Raw genomic sequence first — 24,701 nt, forward strand, 5'->3', positions numbered from 1 at the left:
TAGGGCCGATCATCCTTAAGTGCTTTGTTTTGGGGGATCCCCTAAATAAAGCTGCACAACCTGCCCTTTTTCTACCGGAGCACCCGCATCAAGCGACTGCTTACTGACCCGCCCAAATCCTTTGACATCTACTTTAAGTCCTAATCCTTCACATATATATAAGGCGTCTTTGAGGCCCATTCCGCTTAGATCTGGCATTTTGTTGCCGTTTAGCCCTTTTTTGAAGCCCGTCTGCACACTTCCAAGAGGTGCCAGGTAACTCTCAGGCTGGTTGTTGTTATAAAACCTGCTCCAGATGGCATCCTCATCTTTAGTGGCATATTGGTATTTCCAGCCCAGTGTATTAGCCACTGTTTTAAATGAAGAGGTTTTGCCGACAAAACTATAGTCGCTGGCCACTTTTTTCAGGCTGTCGAGTCCCGCATAATGATTGGGATTATTGCGTCTGACATAAAGCGTATATAACCTTTCGGCAATTTCTTTAAAAACCGGCCCTGCCACAGCGGCGCCATAGTAATGGGCTGCGTGCGGTTTGTTGACAATTTCTACCACGCAGGTATACTGCGGGTCGTCAGCTGGAAAATAACCGGCGAAAGCAGACTGATAGATTTTGGAACTATAGCCATTTTTACCGTCTGCCACAAGTGCGGTGCCTGTTTTCCCGCAGAGTTTAAAGGGAAGATCCTTTAGTAAGGTGTATCCTGTTCCATGCTTGTCATTACAGACACCATAGACCAGGGATTGCAGCTTTTTAATAACAGTGGAATCTGCAATGGTCCTTAGTTTGGTCGGTTCAATCTGTTTGATGATCTGCCCTTCCTTTGCAAAAGCAGAAACCAGATAAGGTTTCATCATTACACCGTCATTTGCTACAGCGTTGTATAGCATAGCGATGGCCAGAGGAGAGATGAGCGTATTATAGCCAAAAGCCATCCAAGGCAAAGTGGTGGCACTCCAGAGCTTACTTTGGGGTGTATATAAGAATGGATGCCTTTCTCCTTTAATATCAACCCCGGTTAAGCTACCCAGTCCGATTTTTTCAGGTGGTTAATAAACTGCATGGGATTGTTTTTGTAAGCGTTATAGACCAGTTCAGCCATACCCACGTTGGAGCTGACTTCAAATGCTTCCTTAACATTGGCTACATTTCCATGATTTTCTGCATCATTGACCACGCGTCCATTGATGGCCCAATGCCCACCATGCAGGTCAATGGGTGCATCCAGCGTTGTTTTGTTGTCTTCTAAAAGCGCCAGCATTGTGGCCAGTTTGAAAATGGAGCCTGGTTCTGTAGGTGCCACGGCATAATTAAAATTTTCCCAATAATTCCCGTTTGGTGTCCTGCCCAGATTGGCAATGGCTTTGATTTTACCGGTTTTTACTTCCAAAACAATCGCGCAGCCATGCGTGGCTTCATTAGAAACCATCATTTTCATCAAGGCATTTTCGGCAATTTCCTGAATATGGGTATCAAGGGTTGTAATAATATCTTTACCATTCTCGGGATCGATATCTGCTGATTCGTCCACAGGTACTGCCACACCGCCGGCGATAAACCTGACCAGCCTTTTTCCCGGCGTCCCTTGAGTACGGAATCATAAGTGCCTTCCAACCCCACTTTTTGGGAATTGCTGCGGTTCAGCCCAATGGTTCTATAGGCCAGAATCTGATACGGGTTTAAGCGAATGTTTTTGGTCTCTGCAATAAATCCACTTTTATTACGTCCTTCTCTTACCAGCGGTAATTTTAATAATTTCTGGTAGGTTCTATAAGAGATTCCTTTTTTCAGGCTAAAATAGCGGCTGCCCTTTCTATACCCTTCTTTCAAGAGTTGTTTGTACATAGCGGCCGTTTTGTCTTTAAACAACTCTGCCAGTCCATAACTTAAGGAATCCAGATTCTCCGTAAAACGTTTACCGTTTTTTTCTCTCAGTCCGTCCGCCTCAAAGTCAATGTAAACATCGAATTGTGGAATGCTGGTGCTCAGCATCTGTCCATTGTCACTATAAATAGTCCCTCTGTCGGCAGCAATTTCCTGAATTTTCTGGTGCAGGCTATCGCTCATGGATTCCCAATAGTCCCCTGCACTTGTTGAATATAGAAAGCCTTACCGACGATCACAATACAAACAAGTACCACTAACAAAAAGCAGAGGTACACACGCCATAATATGTCGCGTTTTATTTCCATGTATTAATTTGCCTTAGGTTTTCTTGTTTCTAATTTGATATGAACAGGCGGGATTTCACTGATTTTGAGTCCCGATGGTTCGACTGATTTTACTAATTCCGATTCTCTGGTCTGATACATCAATTCACTTTTGAGGGTTTTGTATTCAAACTGGAGATCTTTAATTTCCCTGGTTGTGCGACTGATGTCACGGATAGCCTTATCGGCCATATGGCCATTGGCGATATATAATACCGTCAACATAGCCAAAAACAGAAAGTATCCGATATTACCAGTAATCCAGTCATAACGGACGACTTTCTTAAATGATGCTCTAAACGTATGTTTTTCCTCTTGTTGTTGCATCATGATTCAGGTTAAAGGTTATATATCGGTTATAAATCTGTTTTTTCTGCTACTCTTAATTTTGCACTTCTACTTCTGTTGTTTTCTTTGAGTTCCTCCGCTTGGGCGGTAATAGGTTTGCGGGTTATTACTTTTAAAGGGTTTTTAAAGGTTGAGTTTAAAAATGGATGGTCTTCCTGCTGGTCAAATCTTCCATTTTTAAAAAAGTTCTTCACCATTCTGTCCTCCAGTGAGTGGAAAGTAATGATGGCGGCTCTGCCACCTGCTGTGAGCACCTCAGGGATTTGCTCAAGCAAATCCTGCAAGGCGACGAGCTCTTCATTTACCTGTATTCTTAACGCCTGGAACACCTGTGCAAAATATTTGTTCGGATTGCCTTTTACCATTGGATGGAGAAAGTCTTTAAAAGCCTGCACGGTTTTTAAATGACCGGCTGTCCGGTTGGTCACAATGTATTTTGCCAGCGTTTTGGAATTAGAAACCTCTCCATACTGACTGAAAATCCTTAAAAGTTCCTGTTCTGAGTAACTTTCAAGAACCAGTTTTGCAGTGGTTGTACTTCTTTGGTCCATGCGCATGTCCAGCGGCCCATCAAAACGAATGGAGAAACCTCGTTCTCCCACATCGAACTGATGGCTGCTGACGCCCAGATCAGCCAGTATCCCATCTACCGCAGGTAAATTGTTTAAACGCAAAAAGCGTTTAATGTACCTGAAATTCTGTGGGATAAATAGCACCCTGGTGTCCTTGGGCAAATTAGCCTGGGCATCGTTGTCCTGATCAAAAGCGATCAGTCTGCCCTTTGGTCCTAATTTTTCCAGAATTCCCTTGGAATGCCCTCCCCGCCAAATGTGCAGTCAACATAGACGCCATCTGGCCGGATTTGAAGTGCTTCCAGGGTTTCTTGGTACAGAACCGGTAAGTGATAGTCATATGCTTTTTGTTGACTAATCATTTTTGGGATCCGTTTTTACCATGACCTCCTGTGCTAATTCACTGAAGTGATCTGCCGAGAAATCTTCAAAGATCTTTTTGTAAGTGTCTGCGTCCCAAATTTCAATCTTATCCACTGCGGCCACCAGAATTACATTTTTTGTCAATCCGGCAAAATCCCGAAGTGTTGAAGGGAGCAGCAATCTGCCTGCTGTATCCGCTTCGACTTCTGTTGCACCGCCTAAAAATTGTCTTCTAAAAGCCCTGACTTTTGGGTCAAAATCATTTAGTGTACTAATTTTGGCGAACATGGGTTCCCAGCTTTGCATGGGATAAAGCGTAAGGCATTTTTCAAATCCGCGGTTGACGATAAAACGCAGTGCTGACTCCTCCGGGATTTGTTTTTTAAATCCGGCAGGCAAAAGGAAACGACCTTTTGCATCGAGTGTTACTTCGTATTCGCCTAAAAAATGCACCATTACGGTTGGATCAAGTTGTTATTTGGAACTTTCTACCACAAAATAACACTTTTTCCCACTTTTAACCCAAAAAATGCAAGAGCTATTTTATCCACAGTGGTAGTGGGCCTCAAACATTGTCCAGCAGGGAATTACAGGATATTTAGGATTATGCCCTGTGCGTCTGTGGTGCATAAGCTTGCTATTATTGTGGATAACCTGTGGATAGTGTGTGGATAACCATAACCAACTGCCATGATTAAATCGCTAACCCTTAATATCCATCACTATTTGGGCGAATTGCATTGTTTTGGGCCTAAAAGCAATAGGCGGTCTGTGGATAACTGCAAAATGTAGGAATTTAGAGATTTTCCGCATCTCGAAATCCTTTTTGGGTGGCGCTTGTTAGCTTTGGCAGGAAGTTCTCATCATAGTATTTCTATTATTTTTTAACAGTTTATTAGTAAAGTGAAGTCCGTTTCTTATACCCGTGCCCACAGAATTCTACACTGGCTGATAGCAGGTGTTTTTCTTTTTATACTTTTAACCGTCCTGCTGCGACAAAATTGGATGAACAAAACCCAGATGGGAGAGATTCTTGCCGCGAAGTTGTCTGAAAAGGGTATAGCGCTTACCAAGGCGGATGCCGCAAAGATTGGTAAGGCTATTCGATATCCCATGTGGCGCTGGCATGTATGGGCCGGCTATGTATTGATTGGGCTGTATATAATCCGAATGTTGGTCTTTCGATTCCAGGGCGTCACCTTTAAAAGTCCATTCAAAAAGCATCTGATTGCAAAAGAACGGCTCAAATCCATCATTTATGTGCTTTTCTATATTTGCTTTGCAACTTCTCTGCTGACCGGAATGCTAATGGTGTGGTCTCCTAGAACTGCGGCCTGGCAGCAAGTACATCATATAGCCAAGCTCGTGCATGTGCAGTCCTTATATTACGCGGTAACTTTTATTGTTTTGCATTTATTGGGTCTTGTCATAGGAGAACTGGGCAAAGACAAAGGCATTATTTCTAGGATGGTTCATGGAGGATGAATCTATGGCAAGGGCGTAAAAGGACAGACTCTTTTTATGAGGCGTTCCCAATATGTTCCATTGAGTTTGAAGGTATTAAAAATAGTAAGGCTTAAAGCAAGCGAGCTATCTCCACCAACACATTTGCAGACGCTTGTTTAAAAACGACGTAAAATATAAATTCAAAAAGCAGGACCGCAAAGAACCTTTATTGCCATAAGTCTTGGGTCAAAACCATAAATGCCCACTTAGTCACACTAAAAAAAGATTTCTTTTGACATTTTGATTGCGATCCTGCTGAGTTAACCATAGTCTTAGAATGATTCAATAACCGCTGGTTCGGGGAGCCTTGACTTGGCGTTTAAACTGGGTTGATTACCGTCCTGGGAATGGCGATAGCCTAAGGCAACCGCAAATAATGGCTGGTGATGACTTAAGCCCAGGATCTTCCTATACTCATCTACCTGGATGCCTTCCATCGGTGTACTGTCGAGCCCCATTTCCGCTGCTGCAGATAAAAAGAACCCTAAGGAAAGATATACCTGGTTTTTCATCCAGGATTTTATTTGACTGCTACCCGTGGGTTTGACAAAATTGTGATAGTAATCAATGGATCCCTTCGGCAGATGCTGCTGAATCTGCTCCTCAAACTTTTCAATATCATCGGCGGCGCTGAATACCACCAGATGACTTGCCTCATTTATTTTAGCCTCATTGAAATAGGAGGCTGCTGCAAGCTTACTTTTAAGTTGCTCATTACCAATAAATACAAATTTCCACGGCTGGCTATTAATGGAGGAAGGGCTCAGCCTAAGGATCGCTTTTAACTGATCAATAAGCTCTATGGGGACTTTTTTGTCCGCATTGTATTTTTTTGTTGAATATCTGGCTTCGGCCAATGCTAAAAAACTCATTAGGTTGCATTTTTATTGTTACTATAAAATTTATTGCTGCAAAATTAAGTATAGTATGTTATATTTGCAATATCTGTCAAAATGTATAGTAGCCGATGTATCGTATAGAAAACAAAGAATATCCCTGTAGCACTAGCCTCACCATGAAATTCATTGGAGGGAAATGGAAGGCTGTCATCCTTATGCATCTGATTAAACCTAAAAGGTATCATCAACTCAGAAAGGAATTGCCCATGGTAACCGAACGTACTATAGGCCTGCAGCTCAAAGAATTGGAAGAAGATGGATTGATTTCCAGAAAAGTATTTACAGATAAACCGCTCAAGGTAGAATATGCAATGACGGAGTTTGGCAGAACACTCATACCGGTGTTAACCGGTATTGCTGCCTGGGGAAAAAAGGCGGCTAGCCGTCAGGAGCGAATTGAAGAATTTCCCGATATAGAAAATTTGGAGTGCAGTATAATAGAGCAATAAAGATGGGATGATTCCCAAAAAAAGGAGCCAATAATGTTTTAAGCATTATTGACTCCAAATCTCAATTTAATGTTTAACCAGTTTCTAATCCTTAAAAATGGATCGTGATGCTGGCAGTTACGTTACGCATTTGTTGTAGCTGCAGCCGGTTATTCCAGTATTTTTCATTGCCAAGGTTATTTACCTTAAGTGTCAATCTGTACATTGAACGTTCATAAAATAAACTGGCGTCAGTTACCAGATAGGAAGGAACCTCAAAACCGGTCAGGTGTTTTAAATTATCCAACCTGGTACCGTAAACACCCCCAAAGCCAATTCCTAAGCCTTTAGCCCAGCTCTTAAGGATTTTGTAGCTTGCCCAAAGATTCGCTGTATTTTTAGGACCTGCTCCGTCTGGTCGTGTACCTTTCAATCCGTCGTCTGCTTTAAGATACTGGCTTTCATTATAGGCATAACCGGCAAAGATATCTAAACCGGGTAGTGGATTGCTGGTTAATTCTGCTTCAAAACCTTTACTTTCCTGTGTGCCATCCTGTACAGAGAAACCGTCATGGTCCAGATCACTTCTCAAGGTATTTTCTACTTTTATGTAATAATAACTCAGGGTACCTGTAAGTAGACCATGAAGCAAATTCAGTTTGGTCCCTGCCTCAAATTGCTTACCGTTTTCTGGTTTAAAGCTATTACCATCATAATCGGTTCCACCCACATTATTAAAGCCATCCTGGTAATTTGCAAACAAGGATACCTTATTTAGAACCGGTTGATAGACAATGCCAAATTTAGGAGAAAGCGCTGTCTGGCCGTATTTTCCGGTCGTCTTTCCTGTCAATTGATTATGGTTACCACCATTTTCAAAACGGTCCACTCTTAAACTGGCCATCAGGTTCAGATTTTCCAACAGATTGAATACGTCACTTACATAGGCACTATAGGATTTCTGATCTCCTGCACTTTTCTTATAAGCAGCATCTGCTAGTCTGCTGTCCACGGCTGCCCTGTTAAAATTATAATAGGACTTATCAGGGTGAATGAAATTCACCGTATCCATATTAAAGGAGGCAGTATTAGAATTGTCATTGTAATCCAAATAATTTAATCCAAGTACCATTCTATTGCGTTTACCGGCGATCTTAAAGTCTCCGATAAAGTTTTGCTGTAGCTGAAATGTCTGAAAATTCTGCACCCCTCCGGAAATTGAACGTGTTAAGGTCGAGTCCGTAACACCGTTTAATGAAAGCATGGGGCCGGTCAGGTCATTATTAGTGTGTGCCACACTGGTTTGGCTTAGCCACTGTTTATTGATCTGTGTTTTGATTTGTGCATTTACGTTAAACTGAGTTGCCGTGAAATACACATCATTATTGGTAAAGGAGAGATCATAATTAATTGGTAAATCTGGTGCTCTCTTGTAAATGGTCTTGCTGGTAGGTGTCATCCAATAAGGACTTGTCGCATCTCTATGGAAGAACTCCGTATTAACGTTTACTGAAACCCGGTTATTCACCTGAACATATAGACTAGGGGCGAGCATGGTACTTTTCAAAAAGCCAGCGTCCTGATTGGATTTATTGTCATTATGCGCTCCGGTCATCCTGAATAATATGGTATGGTCACTATTGAGTGGAGTATTCCCATCAAAAGTAATGCGGTTCAGACCGTAACTGCCACCCGTATAACTGGCGGAGCCACCAAGACCATCATAAGGCGTTTTAGTAACAATGTTGACAACACCACCAAATGATGTCGTACTACCCCCTGCCCCGATCCAAATAAGGAACTGGAAGGTCCTTTGATGACCTCGATTCGTTCTATATTGGCGGGGTCTATGTCAGTCATAGTATAACCAGATACGCCGTCGATAATCTGGCTACGTACCTTAAAGCCTCTGGAACTCATAGTGACACGGCCATTATTGGCTGTGGAAGGAACACCTGATCCAGAAATATTTTTAAAGGCATCCTGATAAGAAGTCAGATTTTGTTCCTGCAGGAGTTTACTGCCGATAGAAGTATAAACCTGGGGGCTTTCCATATCTGAGATAGGAAGGCGCATAACGTAAATTGAGTTTTTGTTACCATACCGGTTGCGCCGGCCTTTGACGGTTACCTCTGACAGACTATGAATATCTTCTGTTAAATGGATGGGCTCCAAATGAACCGTATCGTCTGCTATAATATTGACATAGCTTTCATACGTTCTGGATCCTGTATAAGATACCAGCATTTTGTACTTACCAGCCGGTGCCCTTAAAATAAAATAGCCTTCCTTATTGGTAATGCGTTGAACTCGTGTTCCGCTAAGCCCAATAGTAACACCAGGTACTGGCGTGCCATCGCTGGCATACACCGTTCCTGCCAGAAAACCGGTACCTGCTGCAACGGGCTGATGTGTTGTACTGGTGACTTGATTAGCAGCGGTTGCAACTGTATTCGGGCTTGGGTTATTTGGAGTGAGTTGCTCCGTGGCAGGGCTAGAGGAAATGGGAGGTTGATTTTGTGCCTGGGCGCTTAATTGCCAGCCCAATAGCATGACCAGTGCTAAAAGGCTAATTCTGAAGGACCCCAGAAAGTGAAAACCATGTTGTTTTATAGATGATTTACCTATTTGATATTGCTGTAGACTCGCATTTTTACTTTGCGTCCAAAAGGTCATTTTGTTGTAGTTTTAAAAAAAATCAGAAAAGGTCGGTTCTGTAAAGAGTTATATTTTATTGGTAATCAGTACTAAAATTGCATTATTTGTATTCCCTAAAATGAACTTTTATGAGGGTTCAATCAGTGATCATGATTTATTTACGCTGATTGCGCTGCGAAGTAATAACATGACCTCGGAATTCATTGTCGATATCGGGAATTTTGGCTTACGCAATGCGAAAAAACAAGGATTTGCTAAAAGGCAAATTCAAAACAGATTCTTAATGAGTTTTTTGTAACCAGGCAAAAAAATATCTTTGGAAACATACTTATGACTATTCAGTGGCCTTTGGCCACTGAAACTGATTTATCAAACTAAATAAAGATTCATGCGAAAATTTTCGGTCATTCTCTTATTGCTATTTGTAAGCTTAGCGAGTAGTTTATTTGCGCAGCAGTATACATTTGGTTCATTTAATCTGCGCTATGATAATAAAGGCGACTCTATAAATGCGTGGCCTTACAGAAAGGATAAAGTAACCGCACTGATCCGCTTCTATGATTATGATTGTTTAGGTACACAGGAAGGATTGCATCATATGCTCACAGAATTAAAAGATAGATTGCAAGTTTATGATTATGTAGGCGTTGGCAGAGATGATGGTAGGCAAAAAGGTGAATATGCCGCTATTTTCTATAAGAAAAACAAATTTGATGTGCTCAAAAGCGGCACCTTCTGGTTATCAGGCACGGATTTGCATCATCCCAATAAGGGCTGGGACGCCGTGTTACCCAGGATATGCACTTGGGCTGCCTTTAAGGATAAGCAGACGGGTACGGAGTTCTATTATTTTAATACGCATTTTGATCATGTGGGCATAAAGGCCAGATCACAAAGTGCGCTACTAATTACCAGAGAAATTAAAAAGATAGCAGGAAACAAGCCATTTGTGCTGACTGGCGACTTTAATGTAGATCAGCATAGCGCCAGCTATAAGGTCATGCATGACAATGGTATAATGAAAGATGCCTTTGAAACAGCACCGATCAAAATGGCATTTAATGGTACAATCAATGCTTTTAATACCAATGCGTATACCAGCAGCCGGATAGATCATGTATTCTTAGGAGGCGGTTTTAAGCCTAGCCGTTATGGGGTTTTAACAGAAACATATCGACTTCAACCCAAGGCAGACGCCGCACGTGCAGCCTCGGATAATTTCCCTGGTCAGGTGCATCAATATAAATCAAGAGCAATGTTGTTGTCTGATCATTTTCCAGTGCTGGTTAAATGTAGCTTTGATGCGCAAAACAATAATGATCAGCAGCAATTGCCAGACTGGACCATGGGACCCTTTTTAAGGCCAGATCCTGCAACCCCGCTGTTGCAACCAGATAATTCTGCCGTATTTAAGGATCCGATGAGCGGAAAGCAGGTGCACTGGCAATCGGGTGCGGCTTTTAATCCTGCTGCCACTGTTAAGGATGGTAAGATCGTTGTGTTATTCAGGGCAGAGGATCTGTCAGGGCAACTAAAAATCGGTGGCCATACTTCCAGAATAGGTTATGCGTCTTCTACTGACGGCATTCACTTACAAAAACGGGCCACTCCGGTTTTGTATCCGGCAAATGATAATAGAAAACCCCACGACTGGCCAGGCGGTTGTGAAGATCCTAGGGTGGCCAGAACTGAGGACGGATTATATGTGATGATGTATACAGAGTGGGATCATAAGTTGCCGCGATTATCAGTTGCTACTTCCAGAGACTTGATACACTGGAAAAAACATGGCGAAGCCTTTAAAAAGGCATATGGAGGCAAGTTTGCACGCGTGGCCACGAAATCTGCCTCTATTGTAACAGGACTTGTGCATGGCCACCAGTATATCCAAAAAGTAAACGGCCATTATCTGATGTATTGGGGCGAACAATTTGTAAATCTGGCAACCTCCGATAACCTGATTGATTGGACACCACTGGTAGATGACCAAGGTGATTTGGTTCGGTTATTTGCACCAAGGGCAGGGCATTTTGATAGTCAACTTACAGAATGCGGCCCCCCAGCCATTATTACGGATAAAGGTATTCTGTTGCTTTACAATGGGAAAAATGATAAAGGAGAAAAGGGTGATCCTAACTATCCAGGCGGTGCCTATTGTGGCGGGCAGGTATTGTTTGATCTAAAAGATCCTACAAAGCTCATTGGTCGGTTGGATAAACCGTTTTTCGTTCCTGAGGAGCCTTTTGAGCGTACCGGGCAATATAAAGACGGTACAGTATTTTTAGAAGGTATGGCTTATTATGGAAGGAAATGGTATCTGTATTATGGCTGCGCTGATTCAATGGTTGGTGTGGCGATCTATGATCCTGCAAAGAAATGAGTTAGATCTTTTTGATGCGGGGTTATTTGAGCAAGGATAATGAATATACGAATCAGGCCACGTCAGGGTCTTCAAAAAATATGCTGGCTGACTAAGAAAACTAAATAAAAACAGTGGAGCCGTTATGTAATTGTTTAAGCAATCATAACGGCTCCTCTAGTTTTATTGTGACATTGTTGCCTGTAACATGAATATCAATAGAATAAAATAACTGTTGAAAATCAAGTTATTTGGCAACCCCCCAATTTTTATTGGGCCGGTCACCCATGATCAGTTTTAGTGTGCCACCATTGATAATATCATTATGGGTAATAAAGGGCGTGTTTAATGCTTTTCCATTTAAAGTGGCTGACTGAATGTATTTATTGAGTTTGGAAGACCCTGGTGCCAACACGGTAAAGTCTTTGCCGTTTTGCAGATGTATTGTTGTTTTTGTAAATAGGGGGCTTCCGATCGTATAAATAGGTTTGCCTGGCGCAATGGGGTAGAAACCCATGGAGGAGAATACCACAAAGGCGGACATACCGCCTCCGTCTTCATCACCCGGAATGCCAAAAATGTCGTTATGGAACCAGGTGCTGAGTAAGACGCGGATTCTTTTTTGGGTTTTCCAGGGGGCATCTGTAAAATTATACAGATATGGAATAAAAAAGCTGGGTTCATTGCCCATGGAGAACTGACCTACAAGGCCGGTTGCATCCGTGAACTTGACCCAGAATAACTTCTTCTCCATACCCAGACCAGCTCTGAACAGCTCATCTAATCTGTTTTCAAAGCCTGTTTTTCCACCCATTAGCTTTATCAGGTCAGGAATGTTTTGTTGCACCTGCCACATATAAGTCCAGCCATTATTCTCGTCATAATAGTCCCTGCCTCCCGGACCGCCATCAAAGGCTGGATTAATCTCAATCCAGTTACCGGCACTGTCCTTTGGCAAAAAAAATTGTTTATCTGCATTCCAGAGATTTCTATAATTTTTACTTCGCTCCATAAAATGGGTATAGTCTGCGGATTTGCCTAGCGCCTTAGCCATCTGGGCAACGGCCCAATCATCATAACTGGTTCCCAGAGTAACAGCCACTGCCTGTCTTCTTTCAAAGCTATTGACAAAAGGATAAGGCTCTTTTTCTCCCGGGTGCAGTGCCGGGAAATAACCATGGCGGTAATAAAAGCTATCCAGCACCGTAGCCGGACCGTTTCTCCAGGGTAGCATGGTGGCACTTGCGGAATTTTTGCGCATGCCGGCGTAGGCCTCTTGAACGTCAAAATCCCGAAGTCCTTTATTATAGGCATCCAAAAATGAAACAGAGCTATGAAAACCATTCATGCAGGCATGGTCTCCATATAAAACCGGAAAAGTAGGCATCCAGCCACTCTGCTGATACATCCTAACATAGGACTGGAGCATGTCCTGTTCGGTTTTAGGTTGCAGAATCGTTCTTAGAGGGTGCAGCGCTAAATAAGTATCCCAGGCCCAGTCATCCACATAAAAATCCCTTTTGTCCTGATGAACCTTATGGTCGTATCCACTATAGTATTTACCATTTTCACTGATATTGACCATGCGTTCATAACATCTATACAGCGCTGTATAAAAACTTTCTTTTTGTTCGATGGTGCCACCTTCTACCTGAATCTGACTAAAAGCCTTGGCCCATGGGGCTCTTGCAGTGGCGGCAAACTGTTGCAAAGTGGGATCTTCTTTGAACTCCAATTGGTAATTTTGTTTTGCCTGATCATAACTGATATATGAGATCGCGTATCTAAATTCCAATGATGCTTTGGAGGAAGTGAACTGGGCGCTGAACTTGGTTCCCTTTCCATCCATCTCTGTACCTGATTTAATGGGAGCGCCACTAACTGTATAATAAGAAGCTGGTGCGTTAAACCTGCCATATAAGTATACTTTTACTGGTTGCATCCCTGATTCTGCCGGGAACAATTGCTCGCCTTCCAATGTGCCGTCGCTATTGAAGCGCCAGTGATCAGGTAAATGATTATAGGATCCAAAAAGCACCTGCCTGGGACTTTTTTCCGGGAATGTGAAACTAAAAATGCCGGTCTTCTTGCCGGGAACAAAATCCATCTCAATATCAGTCTGAGGGAAATAATTATGGTAATGCCAGGGATTGCGGATTTCCAGGTCCTGATCATAGGCCAGTTTTTCCTTCCAGCTATCTTTGGTGACTTGTTTATCCGCACTCGGTTTTATGGGGAATACCTGTCCCAGCCGGTGTGAAACTAATTGTAAAGGAAAGCTGTTAATCTGGTCGTCCAGATAATCTGATCTGTCCGGAGTCATTCGGATCATCTGGTAGGGCTGTTGGATGGTAGGCCTTGTTGGAACCAGCAGCCTGCCAACTCCGCCAATTTCTGGTTTTAAGTATTGCAGGTTATCCTGCTGTTTCGTCTGGGCTTTTGTTATCGTTGGCCCGAAAAGGCTTCCCATCAGACACCCCAAAGCAAAGGTTTGTTTGATCTTGATAATGTTTACGTGCATTTTTAGCTCAATTTGTAAGGCTTTAAAAATAAGCTCCTCCTGAATCTTCCTGAAATTATTAACGATTGATTCAGTGTTAACGTGGACTGAATGGATTTAAATAGGTCTAAAGGTCGGAATAATTTAATTGTGGATAAGCAGTTGCCATAAAATTCAAGATCCGACTTGTTGCTTTTTGAGGTGCCAGTGAATCAAGGGCTTTCTTATTGAGTAACAATAAGGTACTGAGAGTTTGAAAGTAATAGTTTTTAAAATTTTCTTTCAGCCAACTGTTGCGTGCAGGTTGTTGCAAAAAAAGCTGGTAAATCCGGAAACGCTGGTTATTTTCCATGGGCTCCAATAAAGTGTTCCCCGTTGATTTATCCTTGAAAAAACTACGTTCCCCGATAAATCCAAAGCTGGACTCTGGAAAATGCTTGTGCAGATGCATCAGGATATCAAAATTGGTTCGTAAAATAGCGGGAAAATCTCCGCTTCCTGTCCTGACAGCATATTTATTCAGGCTTTTGTGGCTGCTATTGAAAAATTTCATCATAAAAGTATCTACTGGCTCATAATAAAAGGCTTGCACAATATAGGTAGCCTGTGCCTTGGCGGCGATAAATTGAAAGGTATATACAAAACTGTAGGGGGATCTTGTTTTGCTGTCATTTCTATTTTGTGTCAAATGCCAGCCGGGAGGCCGTCTTTTGGAAGTTTGCCGGAAAGGATAACCATTTTGCGGAGGGGTAGATTTGAGTTTTTTTGATGCTGTCCTTTTAAATATCTCAGGGTTTTTTCCTTGAAGTATTTGTAAATCTTCCTGCTTTTTGAGCATCGTTTTTATTAACCGGTGGACGGGTACTAATCCAGTAGCGGCAGCAGAAGGCCATTGATGCCTAATGGCCTTGACTTTGGCCCTCTGGTAGGCAGTCTTATAAGGTGATTTATGCTTTTGTTTGTTGCCGTTTGGTGCCATCGGTAATAAGAATATAAATTGCTGATAGATTATGGCGCTTGGCGTCCATAAAGTTTTGTAGAATGAAGATAATCTAAGTTATTGAATTGCTGTATCTTCTTTTTTTTGTCATATATGTAAATGGGTGCACGAGTTACTTTTTGCCATTGAAAAATACATTCCTGAAGATGACGATAAACGCAGATTGGAGCCCCAGGAAAGGAAGGTACAGGAAGCGCTCAGGATTTCTTAACAATCTCATAAAATGGGGTTTTTGACGACACAAGGGCAGGGTTTGTCGATTTATGAATCAAAACATAAATTTTGTGAGGTAAGTTTATTCCAAAATGGCGTTCAGGAAAAGAAATTTTCCTGATAGAATATACTTAACCCTAACTATAAATTTGGATACAATGTCTTTCCCATTAACCATCGCAAACGGTAAATTCTATCCCAAGGCCTTTAGAAAGGGGCCGCAGACGTCCTTTTATAGGAGCCTGCCAGTATTATCTAACGGGCCGTCTGAACATACCTCCGCCTTAAACAAGCCGCTACTGCATTTTAATGATGAAACGCTGGCAGCAAAATATAGTACAGAGTATGTGGCCAGACAATCCCAGGTAACCTACTTAATACCACTAAGTGGCCGACTTAATGTCAATTATAAAGGGCAACCGCATATTATTAAACCTGGAACTTTGTATATTTTAGATTTAGATGCAGAGGATACGATTAAGATGACCAATCCGCAAAGAGATGAATTGAGCAATTATTTGATTTTGTCAACAGAGGCTATGGCAACATTCTCCAAAATGACCCAATTTATTTATTTTGACCTAACCAAAGAGAATATACGCAAACAATTACTGGAAATACATGCAATCGGTCATCCAGCCATTTCTGGGACCTTTAAAAAAATGAGCATGGGCAAATATGCAGCAAGAGAAGATTTTAATTATTTTCCGCATAAAAGGGATGCAAATAAAACCTTGTTTTATGTTGTGAGTGGTTCTTTTGAGATAGAAGGACGATTATTACAAAGCAGAGACGGGTTAATGCTTTGGAATACGGATCAGGTTCAGATGGAATCCCTTGAACAGGACAGCGTTCTTTTGATATTTGAATATGCGACCAGGTGGTAAATTGAAATGGTAGGAGTTTAAGCACAAGTCTGAATGGCAAGATTTATCGGGATAAATTCTAATCCAGATCCCATCCTCTAATAAAGCAGTTGTCTGTACGAGATCAACCTTAACCTAATCTTATGTTTGAGAAAGAGTAATTCAGGTTTATACTGTAATCTCAATTTAATCATTGCCATTATAAATATGTTTTACCGAGGAATTGAAATCGGGGTTTTTATTGAATTGCTTCCGTTTAACCTTAGTGCTTTATCCATATTGATTAATAAACATAATGTATTTTACTTGCCGCTGCGCAGCTATCCGCATCTGCGATGAATGCTATAAAAACGCTTCATTTTCCCAAGAACTTATTTACCTTTAGTAAATTATATATGCAATTGGTCAAAAATGGCAGTTTTATACAGTTTTAGTTATTAAATATTTATCAAATATAAACCCATGAGATTCTTATTAAATTCAATTCTACCGTTGATCAGATTTTCTAAAAGAAAGCACAAACATACATTTTGCTGCTTATTTCTATGTTTTGGTCTGCTATTAAGTAATCTAATAATGGCTCAGGTAAAACCTTTAGATACAAATCCGATGCATCCCTTTTCACTAGCTGGCAGATGGGATCTAACCGTGGATGAGAACGGGCATCAGGCGGCTTCCTGGTTGGAAGTTGAGGTGTCCGGTGTTGAAACACTTGTGGGACGATTTGTCGCCTCGGGTGGTAGTGCTAGACCGATTTCTGAGATTCGATTTGACAAGGGGGCTTTTGATTTTAGTATCCCACCACAATGGGAAAGTAGCGGTAATAATCTGACATTAAAAGGCCATTTATTTAAAGATCATATAGAAGGGGAGATTGTCTATCCAAATGGCAGTCACCATTCATTTAAAGGTGTCAGAGCTCCTTCGCTAAAAGAATCAAAAAAAATTGCCTGGGGCAAAAAAATTCGATTATTTAATGGAAAAGATTTAGAGGGTTGGCATATATCAGGTACTAAAAATCAATGGATTGTCAAAGACGGAGTGCTAATAAGCCCACATTCTGGTGCGAATTTGATATCCAACGAGAAATTTGGAGATTTTAAGCTTCATGTAGAATTTAAGTACAGTAAAGGCAGCAATAGCGGTGTTTATCTCAGAGGGCGTTATGAGGTGCAGATTATTGATAATCCAGCTACAATTGAACCCAACAGTCATTTATTTGGGGGGCTTTATGGATTTTTGCCGCCAAGCGAAATGCCAGTTAAGGGGCCGGATCAATGGCAATCTTATGATATTACCTTGATAGGCAGAATGTTGACCGTCGTAGCCAATGGCAAAATGATTATTTGTAACCGTGAAATACCAGGTATTACAGGTGGAGCTTTGGATAGTGATGAAGGGGCACCCGGCCCCATTTATTTTCAGGGGGATCATGGTCCAATCATGTTTAGAAATATAACAATCACGCCTGCGAAGTAAATAATGCTAATTCCAGGGAAAGCCTATTCCGTTAAGGATGCGCAAATTGCATTTTAAAAATATTTTTACGTTATGATTATGATTTTTTACTAAAAGTGCTTAATTTTGCCCTCCTGAATTGCCCGATAGTATAATGGTAGTACCACAGATTCTGGTTCTGTTTGTCTAGGTTCGAGTCCTGGTCGGGTAACAAAATAAATTGAGAAAGAGGCAATTAGCCTCTTTTTTTGTTCATATCATCGTCGATAATTTATTCAGGAATGCCTTGATTTTAGGTTAAAGCTTATAAATTCTAACTTCCAATTCGCTCGCTTTTTAAAAATCACGGAATTTGTATAGAGTATCGGGACTTGTGTATATTTTCCTTCTCTTGGCTGTCCTTTAAAAAAAGCTTCGTATTTGCCTGTGGTGTAATATAAGCACTGATGAAAATTTGGTCACTAAACTACAAGTTTGTAATAGGCCTTTTCAATTGGGTATTTTTCAATAGATTTGTTAGAAAGTGAGGTGAATGTTTGAAAAGTTTGCAGCATATTTAAAGGAGAAGGCCAGTTTGACAGAAGCGCAATTAGAAGAGGTATTTGCGGTTACCAGCAACAAAAAATTACGCAAAAGGCAATATCTTCTGCAGGAGGGTGATGTATGTCATTATAACTGTTTTGTGGTAAAAGGGTGTCTTCGGTTGTACAGAGTTGGTGAGGATGGCGTCGAACACATATTAAAGTTTGCAGTGGAAAATTGGTGGATCAGCGATCAGCAGAGTTATAATAATGGAATTTCTTCCAAAACAATATTGATGCATTAGAAGACTGTGAACTTTTATTGATCGAAAAAAATGATTTCGACCATTTAGTCAGCAGATTTCCAAATTTTAGGACTTTCAGGGATGAATTAAAAGCCAGGAGTTATGATGTCAGTCAAAACAGGATCTTGAGCAATATCAGTGACTCTGCTGAAGAAAAATATACAAATTTTATAAAATCTTATCCGGACATTTTTAACCGTGTACCTCTTCATATGATTGCATCTTTTCTTGGCTTGTCCAGGGAAACATTAAGCCGGATCAGGAGCCAGATTGCAAAAGTAAAATGATTTATTATTTTGATTTTGTTATGGAATCCAGGAGAAGTAAATTCGATGGCTACATTCGAGCTCTATTTTTGACCATTCAATGCGAATTGGTGATATTTAATAAATATGTAAAATTTTAAACATATTTAACATGATTCTGCAGGTGCCAGTACCAGTGAATCTCAAAGTTGTATAAGACAATAGATAAGGAGTGGAATGACAATATAAAAACGCAATACCACAAAAAATATCCATTTTACTGTAATAGAAAAGCTTTAATGGTGATCAGGTTACAGCGATTGCTCATGAGAATAGGTATCAATTTGCATTTACAGTGACATTTGTCACCTACAAATTCGTTCAAATGTCCTTTTATGATGGTAAATGTCAACGGAACTTTGCCGTAAAATAAAGGAAAAAAACGTTATGTATAATAAAACAAATTGGCCGGATGATCAGCGTCCAGAAATATCCGCCATTTATGCGCTGAATGATATCGATATTAATGCTCCGGTAGAGGTGGTTTGGAAATTATTGGTGGACGCAGAGAACTGGGTGAACTATTTCCCGCCTGAAGATCAGGTAAATATATTAGGAGATAAAAAAGAATTGGAATTAGGTATCAAATGGACCCGTGTTACGATTGGATACCTGATGTATCTGACTATAACCGAGTTTGAACCGTATTATAGATTGGCCTGGAAAACGACCGTTGACGGCGACCAGACTGGTTCAACCGCTTACCATGGTTGGGTGATCACACCAACTGAGAACGGTGTTCACGTTCTGACTGAAGAAACACAGCAGGGGGAATGGTTCGTAAATTTATTAGGTCACAAGCATCCAGGTGGCCTTTACGCCTACCATCAACAATGGCTTGAGCGGCTGAAAGTTGCCGCCGAGGCAAATGTTGCAACCGAATAAATCCTAGAAAGATTGATCTTTGTTAGAGGCATTGCGTCTTTTGATAGGTAGCGAATTTGAAAATAATTAATAAAATCAATTAGAATATTGAAATTATGGAATTACAATTAAAAGAAAAAACTGCTCTTGTTACCGGCTCAACTGCTGGGATAGGTTTTGCAATAGCATCGTCACTGGCGCATGAAGGCGCAAAAGTTATTGTTAATGGACGAAGTAAGCAACGTGTTGAGACGGCGGTTGAGAAGATAAAAGCCGAATCCGGTAACCAAAATATCTATGGAGCGGTAGCAGATTTAAAACGAGTCGATCAGGTAAATATGCTTATTCAGCAATATCCAGCAGTAGATATTTTGGTAAATAACGCTGGTGTTGCACAACCCAAGCATTTAAAGATATTTCGGATGAAGATTGGCTTGATATTTATGAAGTGAACGTATTGAGTGGAGTACGTCTTTCACGTGCCTATATACAGCAGATGCTAAATGCCAACTGGGGGCGTATCATTTTTATTTCTAGCGAATCGGCTGTTCAGATCCCGGCCGAGATGATACATTATGGGGTTTCCAAAACTGCGCAAATAAGTTTGTCTCGTGGATTAGCAGAAATGACCGTTGGAACAGCAGTCACCGTGAATACTGTTTTGCCAGGGCCAACATCTACGGAAGCCATTTCAAATTTCATGAAAGCAACCGCTGAACAGCAAGGTATAGGCCTTGAGGAAATGGAAGAAGTGTTTTTCCAAAACATGCGAGGCACTTCATTGCTTAAGCGGTTTATCAAGCCGGAAGAAATTGCGAGCCTGGTAACTTACATCGCTAGTCCGCTTTCAGCGGCCACAAATGGTGCGGCGCTGCGTGCCGATGGCGGCGTGATCAAATCTGCATTTTAAAAATTAATCAATAAATGGATATTTTCAGCACTGGGTTCTTCATTCCATTCTGTTTAGGTGAATGAATCTTTATAAAACCCAAAGTGTATTTTGCTAATTCAGCCCTGCGCCTTTTAATCCGGTAAAAATTGATTCAAGAAGAGCTTTTCTCTAATGCAGTAAATTGAAAAAGAGGCGATCCGCCTCTTTTTTTGAAATGAATCCCTTGGATTTTATGGATGTTTTTTATTCAACTATTTTATATAACCTCCATCGATCAAAATGGCGGAAGCTCTTTCAATATCATGTTCCTTTACCAATAATTTAGGTTTGTCGGCAGCATTTCCATAGATCTGGGCAGCAAGTTCATTTTGCAGGTGGGCTGTAATGCCTTCTGATTCTAAATAATTCTTTGCCCCTTGCACTTCCATTGCGGAATGTGAACTAAAGATTATTTTCCAATTGTCTGTTATTGAATCTTCTTCCATACAGAGTCTTTTTATAAAGGTACATCAAATTTTTGAACACCTTTGAAGGATGCCTGTGCTCAAAATATTGGCCTATTGGTTTTATTAGGTTAGACTTTATTGATGGCTTAAGTTATTGCTTAAGTAAATTGAGTCCTCTAAAATTAATAGGGCGGATAAGCATTATGAAATGGATAGCAGATGCCATGTACAATTACCAGTTTTTGTGTAACTTTTCCCAAAGAAAATGCTGTATAAATGATTATAACTCGCCAAAATCAATAAAAATTTTAAGTTTTGGCGAGTTATAAGATAGTATATTTAGCCAAAATGTAGAACATAACTTATTTTTGGCGAGATTGTAATAAGTAAGCAACAATGTACCACTTTATCGCAAATAAGGCGTACCATTTCGGCAATCAGAATTGATCCATTTCGGTAATTAACATGTACCATTTCGGTATTCTATGTACCAATTTGGTAAGTGAAAAGTACCATTTCAGTAACGAAAAAACCATTTCGGTAATGAGAATTGATCAATTTCGGTAATCAAGATGTACCACTTCGGTATTCCATGTACCACTTTGGTAATTGAAAAGTGCCATTTCGGTAATTAGGATGTACCATTTCGGTAACGAGAAGCCCTTCGTTTGACATAATCATTTAATAATCAAGATATTTGTGGTTCATCAAAATCACGAATATGAATTTAAAAAAGAAGATTATGTATTACGAAGTCAAACAATTGCGAAAGCAAGAAGTAAGCTTAAGGTCTATAGGTAAGACCTTAGGCATTGACAGGAGGACTGTAAAAAGTATCCTAGCCATGTCCGAAGAGGAGTTTTCTAAATTCCTCAATACTCCAAAAGTCAGAAACAAAATACTTGAACGCTATGAGGATTATGTGGTATCCCGCCTGCGTAAAGCACCAGCAGCTTCGACTGCCCAAGTACATGATTGGCTAAAAGAAAATAAGCCAGACCTTCCCAAGGTAGCCCCCAAGACGGTGTATAATTTTGTTCATTACGTTAGGCAGAAGCATAATATTCCCCTTGTTCAATCAGTTCGAGAAATGATGATGGTTGAGGAATTGCCATATGGCCAGCAGGCTCAGGTAGATTTTGGTGAATATTATATGACTACAAAAGAGGGAAGCCGTAAGAAAGTACGATTCTTTGTAATTGTATTATCGAGGTCTAGAATGAAGTATGTGTATTTTATCGAAGCACCATTTACCGCTAAATCTGCAATTGATGCTCACAACCTTGCATTTGAATATTTAAAGGGGATCCCTCATCTGCTTGTTTATGACCAGGATTCTGTTTTTCTGGTTTCGGAAAATAAGGGAGAACTGATAATGACAAATGAGTTCAGAGGATATGTAGAATCACTTAAATTAATAGTTCACTTCTGTAAGAAATCGGACCCTCAATCTAAGGGCAAGATAGAAAATTCTGTAAAGTATGTAAAAAATAACTTCCTGTATGGTCGCATCTTTGAATCAATTGAAGTATTGCAGGAGGAGGCGGAAGCCTGGCTTGCCAGAACGGCCAATGGTACTATCCATAGTATAACCCGCAAATTACCAAAGGATGAGTGGGCAATTGAACTAGACCATTTACGCCCATTCACCCCACTCAACAGCGCAAGTAGTTACGAGCCACGTTTAGTTAGGAAAGATAATTCAATTTGCTACAAAGGCGTTCTTTACTCAGTTCCGTCCGGGACATACGGGAGCGGTGTTGTAAACGTTTTGGTATGTAACAAAGACCAGAAGCTGATTATCAGAGCAACGCTAGATGATAAAGATGAAAGATTATGGACACATGCGATCCCAACAGATCCAAATGTAAGGAAGGTTATTAACACTCATCACAAAAGAGATACCAGCAAAAAAATAGCCGTATTAAAGCAAGAGGCACTGGCACTCTTTCCAGATAAGCATTTAGCGGGCCAATTTTTGGATATAATCCATAAAGCCTACCCTAGGTATATCAGGGATCAAATCACTGGAATAACGGGCGCCCTAGCGCCTTATTCAAGTGAAACTATTGGCCAGGCAGTTAAAGAATGCCTGGATAGTAATCAATGCAGATACACCTTCTTTGTTGACATGCTTAAATCGATTGAAGCCAATAAAGTGAAGCCAATAAAGATTCCGGGCAAAATAGTCCCCCTTAATAGTGTTGTAAAAGCCAAGGCGACCACTAGTCCAGTTAAAAGAGATATAAACGAATATGATAAAAAATTTAAATAAGAAAATGAGCAAAATCAAGCAGACACAGAAGTTAGATGAACAATGTAAGCAGCTTAGGGTTCCCGCTATTGGCGAATGGATTGTAATGGAGGCCGACCAGTGTGCATCTGGAAACATAAGCTATATTCAGTTCTTAGAACGAACATTCGGTAAAATGTTAGGTGAAAAGGAAAAGAAATATTTAGAGGCGCAGATCAAAAATGCCCAGCTACCCAATAGGCATGACCTGGCTCAGTTTGACTGTTCACTGGTTGAAGGTATATCACCAATTGCCTTATCGCAACTAAAGGAGCTTACATGGGTTGACCAGTCCATAAATTTGATCATTATGGGGCCTCCAGGAGTCGGTAAAACCATGCTCTCGGCAGGGCTATGTCACCATGCTATTCAAAGCGGATATAAGGCGTATTTTAGAAAAATGGACGCATTGACAACCACACTGATCAAAAAGGACATCAACAGATCCTGTGCTATTGAATATAGGCGCTTACTAAAGGCTAATTTAGTAGTAATAGACGATATAATGATGATTGAACCCGATTCCCGCAAAGCCAATGCATTTTTCCATTTTATAAATGAAATTTACGAAAGTGCATCTATCATAATCACAACCAATAAATCCCCATCAAATTGGGTAGAAAAACTAGGGGATGAGGTGCTCACAGCAGCAATACTTGATAGAATATTGCATCATTCAGAAATTATTAATCTAGCGGGAGAAAGTCAGCGTAGGCTAAGTAAAAGGGAGGGTTTCTCATTAAATAGCCCCTCCCCATATCAAAGAATGGCCCTCTTATTAAGAGGGCTTTTTTATACGCCAATGTCAGATGTTATTTCTATTTAGCTCCCTTCCTAGGTTTGCCAGTGTCTGCATTGCACCTGAAAAGCAAAGTTACGCTGTAAGTCCTATAAACACAAGCAAAAAGTCCTTGGAATTATACATTTACCAATTTACAATCTTCCTTTTGCACCAGTCAGTAAAAAAGCAAAAAATGATGAATGTTGCAGACCAATCAAAAGATTTTGTGTCTGTATTTTCAAACGACTATAGTATGAATGAGATGAATAATAAATTGAAAATCAATAGACAAGCAGCTCATGAACTAATTATAGAGTTAAACAACTTGGAAACCTCTCCTCTGAAGAACAGGCGAAAGGCCATAAAAGGTTACTGGATGACCTCAAAAATGGCTCTTAACCGAGTCAGAGGCGGTATGAGTCCTTTACTAATAAACAGGCCTAAAAGCCGTATTACTCACCAGATTGCCCCCATGAGACACCCTAATCAATATGAATGGCCTGTCATTTAGAATGAAAAAACAGCAGCAATGCGTAGTAACTAATGTATGCTTCGAAATCAACAGTATTCCTACCACGTTGCACCTCTGCAGAGCGCGGGTCCGCTTCGTGTTGATGACTCAAAGGTACGTTATTATTGAATTACGGCAAATTAACTAGCTTTATTTTTTTACTTATTTTTTCGTTTTTTTTAAAGAAAAAGTAGCAAAAAGAAATCAATGGCATGGGCGGAGCCCATGCTTTTTTTGCAGGGCTTCGCCACTGCCTCACCAAGAAGACCTAAGCGATTCAAGGCATGTGCTACGCACATTAGTTTTAGTGTGTGGGCTATCGCCCCCTAGGTTTTTCTTAGGCATATTGTTCAAAGCATATCTATAACAGGTGATATATTGTAAAATGCGATTCTACCTTATACC

The 24,701-nt window shown here is 40.6% G+C and carries 21 protein-coding genes, 1 tRNA gene and 2 pseudogenes; 12 read left to right on the top strand and 12 right to left on the bottom strand.

What is annotated here, in order from left to right:
* Window positions 1–15: 15 nt before the first annotated feature.
* The 6 genes and pseudogenes from FSB73_RS26620 to mraZ all read right to left on the bottom strand — a co-directional run bounded on the left by FSB73_RS26620 (window position 16) and on the right by mraZ (window position 3,947).
* Entirely contained in the window at window positions 16–1,035 is a 1,020-nt protein-coding gene (locus FSB73_RS26620) for a penicillin-binding transpeptidase domain-containing protein (protein ID WP_317132875.1), read from the bottom strand.
* Entirely contained in the window at window positions 1,017–1,541 is a 525-nt protein-coding gene (locus FSB73_RS26625; RefSeq protein WP_262712569.1) for a penicillin-binding transpeptidase domain-containing protein, read from the bottom strand. The genes FSB73_RS26620 and FSB73_RS26625 overlap by 19 nt, the downstream gene beginning before the upstream one ends.
* The gene (locus tag FSB73_RS24740) at window positions 1,436–2,065 is read right to left on the bottom strand and encodes a penicillin-binding protein 2 (RefSeq protein ID WP_225974692.1); all 630 of its coding nucleotides are present in this window, start codon (window positions 2,063–2,065) and stop codon (window positions 1,436–1,438) included. The genes FSB73_RS26625 and FSB73_RS24740 overlap by 106 nt, the downstream gene beginning before the upstream one ends.
* A gap of 128 nt (window positions 2,066–2,193) precedes the next feature.
* On the bottom strand, window positions 2,194–2,538 hold the full coding sequence (locus tag FSB73_RS10345; protein WP_146781586.1) for an FtsL-like putative cell division protein: 345 nt from the start codon (window positions 2,536–2,538) through the stop codon (window positions 2,194–2,196).
* A 26-nt stretch (window positions 2,539–2,564) separates the two neighbouring features.
* Window positions 2,565–3,490, bottom strand: a pseudogene (gene rsmH / locus FSB73_RS10350) (16S rRNA (cytosine(1402)-N(4))-methyltransferase RsmH).
* Window positions 3,483–3,947 carry a division/cell wall cluster transcriptional repressor MraZ gene (mraZ, locus tag FSB73_RS10355; RefSeq protein WP_146781587.1) on the bottom strand — a complete coding sequence of 155 codons (465 nt, stop codon included), beginning with the start codon at window positions 3,945–3,947 and terminating at the stop codon, window positions 3,483–3,485. Before mraZ ends, rsmH begins: the two are co-directional and overlap by 8 nt.
* 447 nt (window positions 3,948–4,394) lie before the next feature.
* On the opposite strand from mraZ, the gene FSB73_RS10360 reads away from it, so the two are divergent.
* Complete coding sequence (locus tag FSB73_RS10360) at window positions 4,395–4,976, top strand: cytochrome b/b6 domain-containing protein (RefSeq protein ID WP_158639493.1); 582 nt, start codon at window positions 4,395–4,397, stop codon at window positions 4,974–4,976.
* 293 nt (window positions 4,977–5,269) lie between these two features.
* Here FSB73_RS10360 and FSB73_RS10365 read toward each other — a convergent pair whose 3' ends face one another.
* Window positions 5,270–5,869: a nitroreductase family protein gene (locus FSB73_RS10365; protein WP_146781591.1), complete on the bottom strand. Its 600-nt coding sequence runs from the start codon at window positions 5,867–5,869 to the stop codon at window positions 5,270–5,272.
* A 95-nt stretch (window positions 5,870–5,964) separates the two neighbouring features.
* Here FSB73_RS10365 and FSB73_RS10370 point away from each other — a divergent pair, with 95 nt between their 5' ends.
* Window positions 5,965–6,345 (top strand): winged helix-turn-helix transcriptional regulator, encoded by a 381-nt coding sequence (locus FSB73_RS10370; protein ID WP_146781593.1) that lies wholly within the window; start codon window positions 5,965–5,967, stop codon window positions 6,343–6,345.
* A 91-nt stretch (window positions 6,346–6,436) separates the two neighbouring features.
* Here the strand turns inward: FSB73_RS10370 and FSB73_RS10375 are convergent, their stop codons facing one another.
* Both FSB73_RS10375 and FSB73_RS10380 read right to left on the bottom strand, forming a co-directional pair.
* The gene (locus FSB73_RS10375) at window positions 6,437–7,939 is read right to left on the bottom strand and encodes a TonB-dependent siderophore receptor (protein WP_146781595.1); all 1,503 of its coding nucleotides are present in this window, start codon (window positions 7,937–7,939) and stop codon (window positions 6,437–6,439) included.
* A 59-nt stretch (window positions 7,940–7,998) separates the two neighbouring features.
* On the bottom strand, window positions 7,999–9,000 hold the full coding sequence (locus FSB73_RS10380; RefSeq protein ID WP_146781597.1) for a TonB-dependent receptor plug domain-containing protein: 1,002 nt from the start codon (window positions 8,998–9,000) through the stop codon (window positions 7,999–8,001).
* Between the two features lie 370 nt (window positions 9,001–9,370).
* On the opposite strand from FSB73_RS10380, the gene FSB73_RS10385 reads away from it, so the two are divergent.
* Window positions 9,371–11,362: a glycoside hydrolase family 130 protein gene (locus FSB73_RS10385; protein ID WP_146781598.1), complete on the top strand. Its 1,992-nt coding sequence runs from the start codon at window positions 9,371–9,373 to the stop codon at window positions 11,360–11,362.
* Window positions 11,363–11,588: 226 nt separating this feature from the next.
* Here the strand turns inward: FSB73_RS10385 and FSB73_RS10390 are convergent, their stop codons facing one another.
* Together FSB73_RS10390 and FSB73_RS10395 are read right to left on the bottom strand one after the other, a co-directional pair.
* Window positions 11,589–13,862 (bottom strand): GH92 family glycosyl hydrolase, encoded by a 2,274-nt coding sequence (locus tag FSB73_RS10390; protein ID WP_225974693.1) that lies wholly within the window; start codon window positions 13,860–13,862, stop codon window positions 11,589–11,591.
* A 106-nt stretch (window positions 13,863–13,968) separates the two neighbouring features.
* On the bottom strand, window positions 13,969–14,820 hold the full coding sequence (locus FSB73_RS10395; RefSeq protein ID WP_146781600.1) for a hypothetical protein: 852 nt from the start codon (window positions 14,818–14,820) through the stop codon (window positions 13,969–13,971).
* 392 nt (window positions 14,821–15,212) lie between these two features.
* On the opposite strand from FSB73_RS10395, the gene FSB73_RS10400 reads away from it, so the two are divergent.
* The 6 genes and pseudogenes from FSB73_RS10400 to FSB73_RS10425 all read left to right on the top strand — a co-directional run bounded on the left by FSB73_RS10400 (window position 15,213) and on the right by FSB73_RS10425 (window position 20,283).
* Complete coding sequence (locus FSB73_RS10400) at window positions 15,213–15,941, top strand: pirin family protein (protein WP_146781602.1); 729 nt, start codon at window positions 15,213–15,215, stop codon at window positions 15,939–15,941.
* Between the two features lie 555 nt (window positions 15,942–16,496).
* Complete coding sequence (locus FSB73_RS10405) at window positions 16,497–17,399, top strand: 3-keto-disaccharide hydrolase (protein ID WP_146781604.1); 903 nt, start codon at window positions 16,497–16,499, stop codon at window positions 17,397–17,399.
* A 119-nt stretch (window positions 17,400–17,518) separates the two neighbouring features.
* Window positions 17,519–17,589 (top strand) — tRNA-Gln (locus FSB73_RS10410).
* Between the two features lie 321 nt (window positions 17,590–17,910).
* A complete protein-coding gene (locus tag FSB73_RS24745) occupies window positions 17,911–18,204 on the top strand; it encodes a Crp/Fnr family transcriptional regulator (RefSeq protein ID WP_225974694.1) in 294 nt (97 codons plus the stop codon).
* A gap of 692 nt (window positions 18,205–18,896) precedes the next feature.
* Window positions 18,897–19,394 carry an SRPBCC domain-containing protein gene (locus FSB73_RS10420; protein ID WP_146781606.1) on the top strand — a complete coding sequence of 166 codons (498 nt, stop codon included), beginning with the start codon at window positions 18,897–18,899 and terminating at the stop codon, window positions 19,392–19,394.
* A gap of 95 nt (window positions 19,395–19,489) precedes the next feature.
* Window positions 19,490–20,283, top strand: a pseudogene (locus tag FSB73_RS10425) (SDR family NAD(P)-dependent oxidoreductase).
* A 233-nt stretch (window positions 20,284–20,516) separates the two neighbouring features.
* On the opposite strand, the gene FSB73_RS10430 reads toward FSB73_RS10425, so the two are convergent.
* A complete protein-coding gene (locus tag FSB73_RS10430; protein ID WP_146781609.1) occupies window positions 20,517–20,750 on the bottom strand; it encodes a putative signal transducing protein in 234 nt (77 codons plus the stop codon).
* A 682-nt stretch (window positions 20,751–21,432) separates the two neighbouring features.
* Here FSB73_RS10430 and istA point away from each other — a divergent pair.
* The 3 genes from istA to FSB73_RS10445 all read left to right on the top strand — a co-directional run bounded on the left by istA (window position 21,433) and on the right by FSB73_RS10445 (window position 24,296).
* Window positions 21,433–22,986: an IS21 family transposase gene (gene istA / locus FSB73_RS10435; protein WP_146781612.1), complete on the top strand. Its 1,554-nt coding sequence runs from the start codon at window positions 21,433–21,435 to the stop codon at window positions 22,984–22,986.
* Between the two features lie 4 nt (window positions 22,987–22,990).
* Entirely contained in the window at window positions 22,991–23,830 is an 840-nt protein-coding gene (gene istB, locus FSB73_RS10440; protein WP_158639494.1) for an IS21-like element helper ATPase IstB, read from the top strand.
* Window positions 23,831–23,978: 148 nt separating this feature from the next.
* The gene (locus FSB73_RS10445) at window positions 23,979–24,296 is read left to right on the top strand and encodes a hypothetical protein (RefSeq protein WP_146781618.1); all 318 of its coding nucleotides are present in this window, start codon (window positions 23,979–23,981) and stop codon (window positions 24,294–24,296) included.
* The last annotated feature ends 405 nt before the right edge of the window (window positions 24,297–24,701 follow it).

The sequence above is a fragment of the Arachidicoccus ginsenosidivorans genome (assembly GCF_007971385.1).
GTDB classification, from domain to species: Bacteria; Bacteroidota; Bacteroidia; order Chitinophagales; family Chitinophagaceae; genus Arachidicoccus; species Arachidicoccus ginsenosidivorans.

What these genes read in the sequence shown, in the direction of transcription:
- FSB73_RS10430 (WP_146781609.1), bottom strand. Translation starts at nt 20,750, where the DNA reads ATGGAAGAAGATTCAATAACAGACAATTGGAAAATAATCTTTAGTTCA.
- FSB73_RS10385 (WP_146781598.1), top strand. Translation starts at nt 9,371, where the DNA reads ATGCGAAAATTTTCGGTCATTCTCTTATTGCTATTTGTAAGCTTAGCG.
- FSB73_RS10445 (WP_146781618.1), top strand. Translation starts at nt 23,979, where the DNA reads ATGATGAATGTTGCAGACCAATCAAAAGATTTTGTGTCTGTATTTTCA.
- FSB73_RS10375 (WP_146781595.1), bottom strand. Translation starts at nt 7,939, where the DNA reads ATGACCGGAGCGCATAATGACAATAAATCCAATCAGGACGCTGGCTTT.
- FSB73_RS10365 (WP_146781591.1), bottom strand. Translation starts at nt 5,869, where the DNA reads ATGAGTTTTTTAGCATTGGCCGAAGCCAGATATTCAACAAAAAAATAC.
- FSB73_RS10420 (WP_146781606.1), top strand. Translation starts at nt 18,897, where the DNA reads ATGTATAATAAAACAAATTGGCCGGATGATCAGCGTCCAGAAATATCC.
- istB (WP_158639494.1), top strand. Translation starts at nt 22,991, where the DNA reads ATGAGCAAAATCAAGCAGACACAGAAGTTAGATGAACAATGTAAGCAG.
- FSB73_RS10390 (WP_225974693.1), bottom strand. Translation starts at nt 13,862, where the DNA reads ATGCACGTAAACATTATCAAGATCAAACAAACCTTTGCTTTGGGGTGT.
- FSB73_RS10395 (WP_146781600.1), bottom strand. Translation starts at nt 14,820, where the DNA reads ATGGCACCAAACGGCAACAAACAAAAGCATAAATCACCTTATAAGACT.
- FSB73_RS10380 (WP_146781597.1), bottom strand. Translation starts at nt 9,000, where the DNA reads ATGACCTTTTGGACGCAAAGTAAAAATGCGAGTCTACAGCAATATCAA.
- FSB73_RS10370 (WP_146781593.1), top strand. Translation starts at nt 5,965, where the DNA reads ATGTATCGTATAGAAAACAAAGAATATCCCTGTAGCACTAGCCTCACC.
- istA (WP_146781612.1), top strand. Translation starts at nt 21,433, where the DNA reads ATGAATTTAAAAAAGAAGATTATGTATTACGAAGTCAAACAATTGCGA.
- FSB73_RS10345 (WP_146781586.1), bottom strand. Translation starts at nt 2,538, where the DNA reads ATGATGCAACAACAAGAGGAAAAACATACGTTTAGAGCATCATTTAAG.
- FSB73_RS24740 (WP_225974692.1), bottom strand. Translation starts at nt 2,065, where the DNA reads ATGAGCGATAGCCTGCACCAGAAAATTCAGGAAATTGCTGCCGACAGA.
- FSB73_RS24745 (WP_225974694.1), top strand. Translation starts at nt 17,911, where the DNA reads ATGTTTGAAAAGTTTGCAGCATATTTAAAGGAGAAGGCCAGTTTGACA.
- mraZ (WP_146781587.1), bottom strand. Translation starts at nt 3,947, where the DNA reads ATGGTGCATTTTTTAGGCGAATACGAAGTAACACTCGATGCAAAAGGT.
- FSB73_RS10400 (WP_146781602.1), top strand. Translation starts at nt 15,213, where the DNA reads ATGTCTTTCCCATTAACCATCGCAAACGGTAAATTCTATCCCAAGGCC.
- FSB73_RS10405 (WP_146781604.1), top strand. Translation starts at nt 16,497, where the DNA reads ATGGCTCAGGTAAAACCTTTAGATACAAATCCGATGCATCCCTTTTCA.